At 71.5% G+C, this 11,347-nt stretch carries 14 protein-coding genes; 6 read left to right on the top strand and 8 right to left on the bottom strand.

The genetic code is table 11. From position 1 onward, the window contains the following. Positions 1–56: 56 nt before the first annotated feature. The 4 genes from ABZY57_RS20860 to ABZY57_RS20845 form a co-directional block, all read right to left on the bottom strand. A complete protein-coding gene (locus ABZY57_RS20860; RefSeq protein ID WP_356513990.1) occupies positions 57–575 on the bottom strand; it encodes a histidine phosphatase family protein in 519 nt (172 codons plus the stop codon). Positions 576–706: 131 nt separating this feature from the next. Continuing rightward, positions 707–922 carry a hypothetical protein gene (locus ABZY57_RS20855; RefSeq protein ID WP_356513988.1) on the bottom strand — a complete coding sequence of 72 codons (216 nt, stop codon included), beginning with the start codon at positions 920–922 and terminating at the stop codon, positions 707–709. A 139-nt stretch (positions 923–1,061) separates the two neighbouring features. After that, complete coding sequence (locus ABZY57_RS20850) at positions 1,062–1,181, bottom strand: SGM_5486 family transporter-associated protein (protein WP_356513986.1); 120 nt, start codon at positions 1,179–1,181, stop codon at positions 1,062–1,064. A 5-nt stretch (positions 1,182–1,186) separates the two neighbouring features. Continuing rightward, positions 1,187–2,482 (bottom strand): MFS transporter, encoded by a 1,296-nt coding sequence (locus tag ABZY57_RS20845; RefSeq protein ID WP_356513984.1) that lies wholly within the window; start codon positions 2,480–2,482, stop codon positions 1,187–1,189. A 166-nt stretch (positions 2,483–2,648) separates the two neighbouring features. Here ABZY57_RS20845 and ABZY57_RS20840 point away from each other — a divergent pair, with 166 nt between their 5' ends. After that, on the top strand, positions 2,649–3,353 hold the full coding sequence (locus tag ABZY57_RS20840) for a FadR/GntR family transcriptional regulator (protein ID WP_356513982.1): 705 nt from the start codon (positions 2,649–2,651) through the stop codon (positions 3,351–3,353). Here the strand turns inward: ABZY57_RS20840 and ABZY57_RS20835 are convergent. From ABZY57_RS20835 to fabG, 3 genes are all read right to left on the bottom strand, one after another. Beyond that, on the bottom strand, positions 3,334–3,768 hold the full coding sequence (locus ABZY57_RS20835) for a hypothetical protein (RefSeq protein WP_356513980.1): 435 nt from the start codon (positions 3,766–3,768) through the stop codon (positions 3,334–3,336). The two genes, ABZY57_RS20840 and ABZY57_RS20835, sit on opposite strands and share 20 nt — an antisense overlap. Before the next feature lie 256 nt (positions 3,769–4,024). Further along, the gene (gene fabI / locus ABZY57_RS20830; protein ID WP_356513978.1) at positions 4,025–4,798 is read right to left on the bottom strand and encodes an enoyl-ACP reductase FabI; all 774 of its coding nucleotides are present in this window, start codon (positions 4,796–4,798) and stop codon (positions 4,025–4,027) included. Positions 4,799–4,803: 5 nt separating this feature from the next. Continuing rightward, on the bottom strand, positions 4,804–5,523 hold the full coding sequence (fabG, locus tag ABZY57_RS20825; protein ID WP_327252053.1) for a 3-oxoacyl-[acyl-carrier-protein] reductase: 720 nt from the start codon (positions 5,521–5,523) through the stop codon (positions 4,804–4,806). Positions 5,524–5,708: 185 nt separating this feature from the next. On the opposite strand from fabG, the gene ABZY57_RS20820 reads away from it, so the two are divergent. The 3 genes from ABZY57_RS20820 to tyrS all read left to right on the top strand — a co-directional run bounded on the left by ABZY57_RS20820 (position 5,709) and on the right by tyrS (position 9,990). Then, positions 5,709–7,232, top strand: coding sequence for a TldD/PmbA family protein (locus tag ABZY57_RS20820; RefSeq protein ID WP_356513976.1), 1,524 nt, complete (start codon positions 5,709–5,711; stop codon positions 7,230–7,232). Continuing rightward, a complete protein-coding gene (locus ABZY57_RS20815; RefSeq protein ID WP_356513974.1) occupies positions 7,229–8,629 on the top strand; it encodes a metallopeptidase TldD-related protein in 1,401 nt (466 codons plus the stop codon). Before ABZY57_RS20820 ends, ABZY57_RS20815 begins: the two co-directional genes overlap by 4 nt. Positions 8,630–8,724: 95 nt before the next feature. Next, entirely contained in the window at positions 8,725–9,990 is a 1,266-nt protein-coding gene (gene tyrS / locus ABZY57_RS20810) for a tyrosine--tRNA ligase (protein WP_356513972.1), read from the top strand. A 119-nt stretch (positions 9,991–10,109) separates the two neighbouring features. Here tyrS and ABZY57_RS20805 read toward each other — a convergent pair whose 3' ends face one another. Next, on the bottom strand, positions 10,110–10,388 hold the full coding sequence (locus tag ABZY57_RS20805; RefSeq protein WP_356513970.1) for a GlsB/YeaQ/YmgE family stress response membrane protein: 279 nt from the start codon (positions 10,386–10,388) through the stop codon (positions 10,110–10,112). Between the two features lie 231 nt (positions 10,389–10,619). Here ABZY57_RS20805 and ABZY57_RS20800 point away from each other — a divergent pair, with 231 nt between their 5' ends. After that, positions 10,620–10,898: a DUF3099 domain-containing protein gene (locus ABZY57_RS20800; protein ID WP_356513968.1), complete on the top strand. Its 279-nt coding sequence runs from the start codon at positions 10,620–10,622 to the stop codon at positions 10,896–10,898. Positions 10,899–11,034: 136 nt separating this feature from the next. Further along, complete coding sequence (locus ABZY57_RS20795) at positions 11,035–11,295, top strand: hypothetical protein (protein WP_356513966.1); 261 nt, start codon at positions 11,035–11,037, stop codon at positions 11,293–11,295. Positions 11,296–11,347 lie beyond the last annotated feature (52 nt).

Below are 11,347 nucleotides of genomic sequence, written 5' to 3'. Positions count from 1 at the left end.
GGGGCCCCGGCACTTCCACAGTGCCGGGGCCCGCTCCGTCGTAGGGGGCGTGCGCGTCAGCCGTGCGGGGTCCAGAAGTCCAGCAGGGTGCCCACGCCGTGCTCCACGGACTTCCACGAGCCGGTGAAGGAGACGACGGCGATTCCGGAGGTCGGGAAGCCGCTGCGGTTCATCCGGGCGAGCACCTCGCCCTGCGCGCTCCCGGAGAGGGCATCGGCCAGCGCGTGCATGCCGGGGTTGTGGCCGATGACCAGGAGGTTCTTCACTTCGTCGGAGGTCTCGTTGACCAGGGCGATGAGCTCGCCCAGCGAGGCCTCGTAGAGCCGTTCCTCGTACGTGGTCTTCGGCCGGTGCGGCAGCTCATGGACGGCCAGCTTCCAGGTCTCCCTGGTCCGGGCCGCGCTGGAGCAGAGGGCCAGGTCGAAGGTGATGCCTGTCTGGGCCAGTTTCTGGCCCGCGGCCGGGGCGTCGTGACGGCCGCGCTCCGCCAGGGGGCGGTCGTGGTCCGTGCCGTCCGACCATTCGGCCTTGGCGTGCCGGAGGAGGACGATCCTGCGGGGTGTGTCGGCGCTCATGACTCCCAGCTTCGCATGGATCGAGCCACGGGGCGCAGGGTGTTGAGGGCGTCATCACCCCCAGGTGTGGGGGGGTGGGGCGCGCCCCGGCGCACGGCGGCACGGGTGGGCTCCCGGTGGCTGGCGCCTCGTCAGCCGACGGCGCTCAGCAGCCGTTCGGCGACCTGGACGAGGGGGGAGCCGTCGCCGGAGGCGGCGTGTGCCTGGCCGGATCCGGCGAGGAGTATGAGCAGGAGGCCGAAGGCGAGGGCGGGCAGGGCGAGCGCCCACCAGGGCAGCCGGGCGTCGGCCCCGGCGGCGCGGGGAGCGGACAGGCGGCCGGGGGCCAGGTGTGTGGGGGCCGACATGGCCGCCTCCGTGGGGTGGTCGGACGGACTCGCTCTTGCTCTTCGAATCTATGGATTCGAGCAGGCGGTTCCCATCCGGGACGCACCCCAGATGTCCCTGAGCCTGTCCCCCTAGGGGTTGGGGGGTTAACCCCACCCCCTACGGCGAGGCGAGGGTGGCGACGACGGAGATGACCACGGTGACCAGCAGCATCGCGCCCAGCACGAGGCCGAGCTTGCGGTGGCCGTTCTGGGGGTTCGGTTCGAGTACGGGCGACATGCCGTTCAGTCTCGCATGCCGCATTCGTCCTCGATCGTGCGGTCCCGGCCCGCCAGCACGCCGAGCACGATCTGCGGGACGAGCAGACCGGCCATCAGCGCGAGGGGCAGGTCCCAGCCGCCGCTGTGCTGGTAGAGGACGCCTATGAGGAGCGGTCCGGGGATGGAGATGAGGTACCCGGTGCTCTGGGCGAAGGCGGAGAGCTTGGCCACGCCCGCCGGAGACTTGGCGCGCAGTCCGATCATCGTGATGGCGAGCGGGAAGGCGCAGTTGGAGATGCCGAGCATCACGACCCAGGCCCAGGCCCCGGCGGCGGGGGCGAAGTAGAGCCCGAGGTAGCCGGCGAGGCCGAAGAGACCGAGGCCGATCGCGATGGGTCCCTGGTTCTTCATCCGGCCCGCCAGGCCGGGGATGATGAAGGCGAGCGGGACGCCCATGACCATGGTGACGGCGAGCAGGACGCCCGCGGTGGAGGCGGAGACCCCGGCGTCGCGGAAGATCTGCGGGAGCCAGCCCATGGTGATGTACGCGCCCGTGGCCTGGAGTCCGAAGTAGCAGGCGAGGGCCCACGCGGTGCGGCTGCGCACGACGCCGGGCCCGGCCTCGGCCCGGGCGGCCCGTGCGGCGCCAGCAGCGGCCGCCGCCTTCTCTCTGCGGGCCGCCGCAGCGATGGGCAGCCAGGGCAGGACGGCCGCGGCGGCGAGGAAGGCCCACACCAGCAGGCCGGTGCGCCAGCTGCCGCCGAGGGCCTGGGTCATCGGGACGGTCGCCGCGGCGGCGAGCGAGGTGCCGGCGGCCAGGGCCATGGAGTAGAGCCCCGTCATGGTGCCGACCCGGTCGGGGAACCAGCGCTTGACGATCACCGGCAGGAGGACGTTGGTCAGGGCTATGCCCGCCAGGGTCAGGGCGCTGGCCGCGAGGAACCCGGCGGCGTTGGTGGCGAAGGGCCGGATGAGCAGACCCGCGGCGACGGCGCCCATGCCGGCGCAGACGACGGCGGCCGGGCCGAAGCGGCGGGAGAGCCGGGGCGCGGTGACGCCGAAGACGGCGAAGCAGAGGGCGGGTACGGAGGTGATGAGTCCGGCGACGGTCCCGCTCATGCCGAGGCCCTCGCGGGTCTCCTCGAACAGGGCGCCGAGGCTGGTGATGGCGGGCCGCAGGTTGAGGGCGGCCAGCACGATGCCGACGAGGAGCACGGGTCCGAGCCACGCCGGCTGCGGGGTGGCGGCGGGGAGGGGCTGCGGGGTGGCCGTGCGCGCGGCCTGGGGCCGGTTCAGGATCTGGACTTCATCGTCGGACATTCGACCATCATAGAATCATGGGATGATTGGTTGTCCACCCGGCAGCCGTATCGTTCCCGTCACGCACCCCGTCGCTGCGCCCGGCCGCGCGCAGCGACACACGCCCCGTCAGGCGCATCGTTCCCGCCACCCGCACCGCGCCCGTCCCGAGAGGACCCCCGACCGCATGCCGCTGACCTCGCCCCGGCGATCCGCGCTCGTCGACCAGGTGATCGCCCAGCTCAGGAACCAGATCACCACCGGCGAATGGCCCGTGGGCTCCCGCATCCCCACCGAGCCGGAGCTCGTGGAGCTGATGGGAGTCGCCCGCAACACCGTGCGGGAGGCCGTCCGGGCCCTCGCGCACAACGGCCTCCTCGACATTCGCCAGGGCTCGGGGACCTACGTCCTCGCCACCAGCGAGCTGGCCGGTGTCATGCACCGCCGCTTCGCCGGCGCCGATCCCCGGCACATCGCCGAGCTGCGCTCGACGTTGGAGTCATCGGCGGCCCGCCTCGCGGCGGAGCGGCGGACGGCGCGGGACCTCGTACAGCTGGACGCGCTGCTGGCGCGGCGCGAGGAGGCCTGGTCGGGCGGGGACGCGGAGCTGTTCATCGCCGCGGACGTGGCCCTGCACATGGCGGTGGTGGCGGCCTCGCACAACGACGTGCTCATCGAGCTGTACGCGGACCTCGGCGATCTGGTGGCCGACTGGCTGCGCACCGACGTGGGCACGGAGCTCGATCCCGCCTCGCACCTGGACCACGCCCGGCTGATCGAGGCGATCCGGCGCGGGGACGGGGACGCGGCGGCCTCGGAGGCGGCCGGCTATCCGTTCGTCTGCCTGGCCGAGGAGGGGCGCTCCGCGGGGGTCACTGCCGCTGGTGGCTGACCCAGGCGGAGCGGACTTCCTTCCAGCAGCGGCCGGAGAGCTCCACCCGGCCGGCCGGGCCGACGGCCACGGCGGCGCTGTCCCCGTCCACGTCCCACCAGCGGTCGCACTCCACGTGCAGGCGGACCAGATCGGTCTGCGGGTAGCGGTTGTGGCAGAACGCCACGACCTGCGAGCCGTTGATCTCGGTGTCGCAGTCGGCCCCGAAGAGCTCCCGGGCGGCGGGCCGCGCGGGCTGTACGGGCGGTTCGGCGGGGATCTGGGACAGGTCGACCACAGCCGGGGCCTGGAGGTCCGTGCCGGGCGCCGGTGCGACGGCCCCCTCGTCCTGCGAGACGGCTCCCGGGAGCAGGAATCCGGTCAGGACCACCGAGGTGACCAGCAGGGATACCGCTCGGCTCCGCCTCGCGCGCACTCCGGTACCTCCTCCCCGCAGGAGCCGGGAAGATCCCGACGGGCCCAGTTTGCAGGGAAATGTCCCGATTCTCGACTCGGGAAGATCTGCCCCGGGGGCGGACATCTGATCGAGTCACACCCTGAGGCCCCCGCGGCGCGCACCCGAACGGCGGCGGCCGCGCCTCCCGGAAGGGAAGGCGCGGCCGCCGCCGTACGGATGGAACAGGCCCCGACCGAGGAGGTCGGGCGAAGGTCGGGCAGTGGTCGGGCGGAGGTCAGGCACCCATCGCGTGCAGACCGCCGTCGACGTGGATGATCTCGCCGGTGGTCTTGGGGAACCAGTCCGACAGCAGGGCGACGACGCCCTTGCCCGCGGGCTCCGGGTCCGACATGTCCCACTCCATCGGGGAGCGGTGGTTCCAGACGTCCGCCAGCTCGGAGAAGCCCGGGATGGACTTCGCGGCCATGGAGCCGAGCGGACCGGCCGAGACCAGGTTGCAGCGGATCTTCTCCTTGCCCAGGTCCCGGGCGAGGTAGCGGCTGGTGGCCTCCAGCGCGGCCTTGGCCGGGCCCATCCAGTCGTACTGCGGCCAGGCGAACTGCGCGTCGAAGGTCAGGCCGACGACCGAGCCGCCCTCGTTCTCCGGGAAGAGCGGCTTGCAGGCCATGGTCAGCGACTTCAGCGAGAACGCCGAGACGTGCATGGCGGTGGCGACCGACTCGAACGGGGTGTTCAGGAAGTTGCCGCCCAGCGCGTCCTGCGGCGCGAAGCCGATGGAGTGGACGACGCCGTCGAGGCCGCCGAGCTCCGCGCGGACGAGGCCCTCCAGGCGGGCCAGGTGCTCGTCGTTGGTGACGTCGAGCTCGATCACCTTGACCGGCTTGGGCAGCTTCTTGGCGATGCGCTCGGTCAGCGTCGGACGCGGGAACGCGGTGAGGATGACCTCGGCGCCCTGCTCCTGGGCCAGCTTGGCGACGTGGAAGGCGATGGACGACTCCATCAGCACCCCGGAAACGAGGATGCGCTTGCCGTCGAGAATTCCGCTCATGGTGATCAGTGACCCATGCCCAATCCGCCGTCAACGGGAATGACGGCACCAGTGATGTACGCGGCGTTGTCGGACGCCAGGAAGCTGACCGCGGCCGCGATCTCCTCGGGCTGCGCGTAGCGGCCCAGGGGCACCTGGCCGACGATGCCGGCCCGCTGCTCGTCCGTGAGCACCTTCGTCATGTCGGTGTCCACGAAGCCCGGGGCGACGACGTTGAAGGTGATGTTGCGGGAGCCCAGCTCACGGGCGAGGGAGCGTGCGAAGCCGACCAGCGCCGCCTTGGAGGCGGCGTAGTTGGCCTGGCCGGCCGAGCCGAGCAGGCCGACGACCGAGGAGATCAGGACGACGCGGCCCTTCTTGGCGCGGAGCATGCCGCGGTTCGCGCGCTTGACCACCCGGAAGGTGCCGGTGAGGTTGGTGTCGACGACCGAGGCGAAATCGTCCTCGGACATGCGCATGAGCAGCGTGTCCTTGGTGATGCCGGCATTCGCCACGAGGACCTCGACCGCGCCGTGCGCGTCCTCGACCTGCTTGTACGCGAGGTCGACCTGGTCGGAGTCGGTGATGTCGCAGCGGACCGCCAGCACGCCCAGGGCCGTGAGCTCGGCCGGGGGCTCGCCCGACCGGTACGTGATCGCGACCTTGTCCCCCGCTTCCGCGAAAGCTCGGGCGATGGCGAGGCCGATGCCCCGGTTACCTCCGGTGACGAGAACCGAGCGGCTCAACGGATCACCCTTTCGACTAGCGGTCTGAATACCAAAAACCTATAGGTCAAGTACCCCTTCCGGAGAATCGGGCTCCGACAGGGCCGCGGTACGCCCTCTGTCGAGTCCCTACAGAAAGATGTAGGCACGGCAAGCCCCGGCGCGACATGATCGTGTCAGCTGCCCAGACCCCCGGGAGGACCTCCGTGCCCCATTCCATCGACGCGGCCTTCACCGCGCTGCCCTTGCGGGCGCTCGCCGACGCGGCGCTCGCGCGGGCCCGCGCGCTGGGCGCCGATCATGCCGATTTCCGCCTGGAACGGATCCGCAGCGCCTCCTGGCGGCTGCGTGACACCAAGCCCTCGGGCGGGTCCGACACCACCGACCTCGGCTACGCGGTCCGCGTGGTGCACGGAGGCAGCTGGGGGTTCGCCTCCGGTGTGGACCTGACCATGGACGCCGCCGCCAGGGTCGCCTCGCAGGCCGTGGCCATGGCGAAGCTCTCCGCCAAGATCATCAAGGCGGCCGGATCGGACGAGCGGGTCGAGCTCGCCGACGAGCCCGTGCACGCGGACAAGACCTGGATCTCCGCCTACGACGTGAACCCCTTCGAGGTGCCCGACGCGGAGAAGGCCGCGCTGCTCGCCGACTACAGCGCGCGCCTCCTGGCGGCCGACGGGGTGGCCCACGTCGACGCCTCGCTGCTCGCGGTCCACGAGAACAAGTTCTACGCCGACACCGCGGGCACCTCCACCACCCAGCAGCGGGTGCGCATCCACCCGGAGCTCACCGCCGTCGCCGTGAACTCCGCCACGGGCGAGTTCGACTCGATGCGCACCATCGCCCCGCCGGCCGGGCGCGGCTGGGAGTACCTGACGGGCACCGGCTGGGACTGGAACGCCGAGCTGGAGGCGATGCCCGGGCTCCTCGCCGAGAAGATGCGGGCGCCGAGCGTCGAGGCCGGGCGCTACGACCTGGTCGTGGACCCCTCGAACCTGTGGCTCACCATCCACGAGTCCATCGGCCACGCCACCGAGCTGGACCGGGCGCTGGGCTACGAGGCCGCGTACGCCGGGACCTCCTTCGCCACCTTCGACCAGCTCGGCAAGCTCGCCTACGGCTCCCCGATCATGAACGTGACGGGCGACCGCACGGCCGAGCACGGGCTGGCCACCATCGGGTACGACGACGAGGGCGTCGAGGCGCAGAGCTGGGACCTGGTCAAGGACGGCACCCTGGCCGGCTACCAGACCGACCGGCGGATCGCGAAGCTGACCGGCCTCGGCCGCTCCAACGGCTGCGCCTACGCCGACTCCCCCGGGCACGTGCCCGTCCAGCGCATGGCGAACGTCTCGCTCCGGCCGGATCCGGGCGGTCTCTCCACCGAGGACCTGATCGGCGGGGTGGAACGCGGGATCTACGTGGTCGGCGACCGCTCCTGGTCCATCGACATGCAGCGCTACAACTTCCAGTTCACCGGGCAGCGCTTCTTCCGCATCGAGAACGGAAAGCTCGCCGGACAGCTCCGCGACGTCGCCTACCAGGCCACGACCACGGAGTTCTGGGGCTCGATGGAGAAGGTCGGCGGTCCGCAGACCTACGTCCTGGGCGGCGCCTTCAACTGCGGCAAGGCCCAGCCGGGCCAGGTCGCCGCGGTCTCGCACGGCTGCCCGTCCGCGCTGTTCCGCGACGTGAACATCTTGAACACCACGCAGGAGGCCGGACGATGACCTCGTCGAGTCGCACCACCAAGCCCCACGAGATCGTCGAGCGGGCGCTGGAGCTGTCCACCGCCGACGGCTGCGTCGTCATCGCCGACGAGGAGTCGAGCGCGAACCTGCGCTGGGCGGGCAACGCCCTGACCACCAACGGGGTCACCCGCGGCCGGACCCTCACGGTCATCGCCACCGTCGACGGCAAGGAGGGCACGGCCTCGGGGGTCGTCTCGCGCTCCGCCGTCACGGCCGCGGAGCTGGAGCCGCTGGTCCGGGCCGCCGAGGCGGCCGCCCGCGGCGCCGGCCCGGCGGAGGACGCGCGGCCGCTGGTCACCGGCACCCCGTCCTCGCCGGACTTCACCGACGGCCCGGCCGAGACCTCCTCGGCGGTGTTCGCGGACTTCGCCCCGGCGCTCGGCGAGGCCTTCGCCCGGGCCCGCGCGGGCGGCCGCGAGCTGTACGGCTTCGCCAACCACGAGCTGGTGTCCACGTACGTGGGCACCTCCACGGGGCTGCGCCTGCGCCACGACCAGCCCAACGGCACCCTGGAGCTCAACGCGAAGTCCCCGGACCGCCAGCGCTCGGCCTGGGCCGGCCGCGCGACCCGGGACTTCAAGGACGTGGACCCGACCGCGCTGGACGCGGAGCTGGCCGTCCGGCTCGGCTGGGCGGAGCGGAAGATCGACCTTCCGGCCGGGCGGTACGAGACGCTGCTGCCCCCCACGGCCGTGGCCGACCTGCTGATCTACCAGATGTGGTCGGCGTCGGCCCGGGACGCGGTGGAGGGCCGGACGGTCTTCTCCAAGCCCGGCGGCGGCACCCGGCTCGGCGAGCGGCTCTCCCCGCTGCCGATGAACCTGAGCAGCGATCCGAACGCGCCGGGCCTGGAGTCCGCGCCGTTCGTGGTCGCGCACAGCTCCGGCGACACCGCCTCCGTCTTCGACAACGGCCTGCCGGTCCCGGCCACCGAGTGGATCAAGGACGGCGAGCTGGCCCGGCTGACCACGACCCGGCACACCGCGGAACTGACCGGGCTGCCTGTCTCCCCGTCGTTCGGGAACCTGATCCTGGAGGCCGGGGGCGAGAAGTCGCTGGAGGAGATGGTCGCCGGGACCGAGCGCGGGCTGCTGCTGACCTGCCTCTGGTACATCCGCGAGGTGGACCCGGCGACGCTGCTGCTCACCGGGCTCACCCGGGACGGCGTCTACCTGGTGGAGCACGGCCAGGTCGTCGGCGAGGTCAACAACTTCCGGTTCAACGAGTCCCCCGTGGACCTGCTGTCGCGGGCCTCGGAGGCCGGCCGCACCGAGAAGACCCTGCCCCGCGAATGGAACGACTGGTTCACCAGGGCCGCGATGCCGGCGCTGCGCATCCCGGACTTCAACATGAGCTCGGTCAGCAAGGGCGTCTGATCAACAAAGCGTGAGAGGGTGCGGGCCATCCCCGCCTAGACTGGCGGGGAAACCCCCAGCTTTCCGTTCCACCTCGTTCAAGGAGACCCAGAACCGTGACGGACATCGTCGACGAACTGAAGTGGCGCGGGCTCTTCGCCCAGTCCACCGACGAAGAAGCGCTGCGCAAGGCGTTCGCGGACGGTCCCGTCACGTTCTATTGCGGCTTCGACCCGACGGCGGCCTCGCTGCACGTGGGTCACCTGGTGCAGGTCCTCACCGTGCGCCGGCTCCAGCAGGCGGGCCACCGCCCGCTGGCGCTGGTCGGCGGGGCCACGGGTCAGATCGGCGACCCGCGGCCGACCGCCGAGCGCACCCTGAACGACCCGGAGACCGTCGCGAACTGGGTGACGCGCCTGCGCACCCAGATCGAACCGTTCCTGTCCTTCGAGGGCGAGAACGCGGCGCTCATGGTGAACAACCTGGACTGGACGGCGGGCATGTCCGCCATCGAGTTCCTCCGGGACATCGGCAAGCACTTCCGCGTGAACAAGATGCTGACGAAGGACTCGGTCGCCAAGCGGCTGGAGTCCGACCAGGGCATCAGCTACACGGAGTTCAGCTACCAGCTGCTCCAGGGCATGGACTTCCTGGAGCTGTACCGGCGCCACGGCTGCGTGCTGCAGCAGGGCGGGTCCGACCAGTGGGGCAACCTGACGGCCGGTCTCGACCTGATCCACCGCGTGGAGCCGGACGCGCACGTCCACGCCATCGCGACCCCGCTGATGGTCAAGGCGGACGGCACCAAGTTCGGCAAGTCCGAGAGCGGCGCCGTCTGGCTCGACCCGGAGATGACCACCCCGTACGCGTTCTACCAGTTCTGGCTGAACGTGGACGACCGGGACGTCTCCACGTACATGCGCATCCTGTCCTTCCAGACCCGTGAGGAGCTGGAGGCACTGGAGGCGCAGACCGCCGAGCGGCCGCAGGCGCGTGCCGCCCAGCGGGCGCTGGCGGAGGAGCTGACCACGCTGGTGCACGGCGCGGACCAGTGCGCCGCCGTGATCGCGGCGTCCAAGGCGCTGTTCGGCCAGGGCGAGCTGGCGGACCTGGACGAGGCCACCCTGGCGGCGGCCCTGTCCGAGCTGCCGCACGCGAAGGTGGCGGAGCCGGGCCTGGTCGTCGATCTGCTGGCGGAGACCGGGCTGGTCGCGAGCAAGTCGGCCGCCCGCCGGACCGTCAAGGAGGGCGGCGCCTACGTGAACAACGTGAAGGTCGCCTCCGAGGACGCGGTCCCCGCCAAGGAGGACCTGCTGCACGGGCGCTGGCTGGTGCTGCGCCGCGGCAAGAAGAACCTGGCGGCGGTCGAGGTCACCGGCTAGTCGCCGACCGGCCGGCACCTGCTGGTCGCCGCCGCGACGCCGCGACGGAGGGGCCGGCCCGGACGCGCTGTCCGGGCCGGCCCCTCCGTCGTGCTCCGCCGCTCGGCGGGCCGGAGCCCTCAGGTCATCTGCTTCCTGCCACCGCGCAAGGAGCTGTAGATCATCTCACCGAGGCCGACCATCACGACGGCTCCGGCAAGCTGCAGCAAGTGCCGGATCCAGTCGATGCCACGCGTTTCGTCGACACCGATCCACGTGGCCACGGCGTTGCCGAGGACGGCGCCGATGATGCCGAAGATCGTGGTCAGCCAAAGGGGCTGATGCTGCTTGCCCGGCAGGACCGCCCGGGCTATCAGTCCCAGTACAAAGCCGACGATGATCGCCCACAACCAACCCATGTCGAGCCTCCTCCTGGCGCGTGGTGCGCATGTGGGCCCAGTTTCGACTCGTCCGGCCTACCGCGCATTTCGGACAGCGCCGTTCGGGGGACACCCCCTCTGCCCGACTCCGGGCGGGCGGCGTACCGTGGAGGCGTCCGGGCCGGGGGTGTCCGGCGATCGATCGGGTGGTGGGTTGTGGAGCGGACGAAGCGGAACGGGTCCCAGGTCTTCCGGATCACGGGGGCGCGGATGAGCCTCGCCGAGGACGTGCGGGGTCGCCAGCGCCGGTACGTGATCTCGATGCTGATCAGAACCCTGTCGGTCGTAGCGACGATCGTGTTGTGGAACGTGCAGCGGCCGGTGGCCGTCGTGACGCTCGTCGCGGGCGCGCTGCTGCCGTACATCGCCGTGGTCATCGCCAACGCGGGGCGCGAATCGACGCCCTCCCTGCCGTCCCACTTCGTGCCGGCGCCCGTGCGCCCCGCCCTCGGTGAGGGAAACCTCAAGAAAAGCTCAGATCAATCATGAAGTTCCGGTGCACCGCACCGGGTCCTGCGTGACATACTGCCTACGCGCTCCGCATCCCCCGTCGGAGCGACGGACCGACGCCGGGCAGCTCCCCCCGTGGCTGCTCGGCGTCGCCATTCCGTCTTAGGGTTGAGCCGTGACTCCCCTAGACGCACCTCTGAACGACGCTTCCCCCGCCGACGCACCCACCTGCTCCGCCAAGGGCTGCCGCGAGGCGGCCGCCTGGGTCCTGGCGTGGAACAACCCGAAGCTGCACACCCCCGAGCGCCGCAAGACCTGGCTGGCGTGCGAGGAGCACCGCGAACACCTGTCCCAGTTCCTGGGGGTCCGCGGGTTCCTCAAGGACGTCGTGAAGCTCGACGAGTGGGAAGCGCCCGAGGGCTCGCAGCGGCCGTAGCCACTGCGAGCCCTCGGGGTCGCTCTGCCCCACCGGTGACGGAGGGGCAGAC

Source organism: Streptomyces sp. NPDC006450, assembly GCF_040612195.1.
Classification (GTDB): Bacteria; Actinomycetota; Actinomycetes; order Streptomycetales; family Streptomycetaceae; genus Streptomyces.
Note: the sequence above shows the minus strand (reverse complement) of the source record. Positions and strands in the feature narration are given on the sequence as shown.

Bases quoted from the DNA above. Each gene is read 5' to 3' on its own strand.
- ABZY57_RS20860 (WP_356513990.1), bottom strand. From the start codon at position 575: ATGAGCGCCGACACACCCCGCAGGATCGTCCTCCTCCGGCACGCCAAG.
- ABZY57_RS20855 (WP_356513988.1), bottom strand. From the start codon at position 922: ATGTCGGCCCCCACACACCTGGCCCCCGGCCGCCTGTCCGCTCCCCGC.
- ABZY57_RS20850 (WP_356513986.1), bottom strand. From the start codon at position 1,181: ATGTCGCCCGTACTCGAACCGAACCCCCAGAACGGCCACCGCAAGCTC.
- ABZY57_RS20845 (WP_356513984.1), bottom strand. From the start codon at position 2,482: ATGTCCGACGATGAAGTCCAGATCCTGAACCGGCCCCAGGCCGCGCGC.
- ABZY57_RS20840 (WP_356513982.1), top strand. From the start codon at position 2,649: ATGCCGCTGACCTCGCCCCGGCGATCCGCGCTCGTCGACCAGGTGATC.
- fabI (WP_356513978.1), bottom strand. From the start codon at position 4,798: ATGAGCGGAATTCTCGACGGCAAGCGCATCCTCGTTTCCGGGGTGCTG.
- ABZY57_RS20815 (WP_356513974.1), top strand. From the start codon at position 7,229: ATGACCTCGTCGAGTCGCACCACCAAGCCCCACGAGATCGTCGAGCGG.
- ABZY57_RS20805 (WP_356513970.1), bottom strand. From the start codon at position 10,388: ATGGGTTGGTTGTGGGCGATCATCGTCGGCTTTGTACTGGGACTGATA.
- ABZY57_RS20800 (WP_356513968.1), top strand. From the start codon at position 10,620: ATGAGCCTCGCCGAGGACGTGCGGGGTCGCCAGCGCCGGTACGTGATC.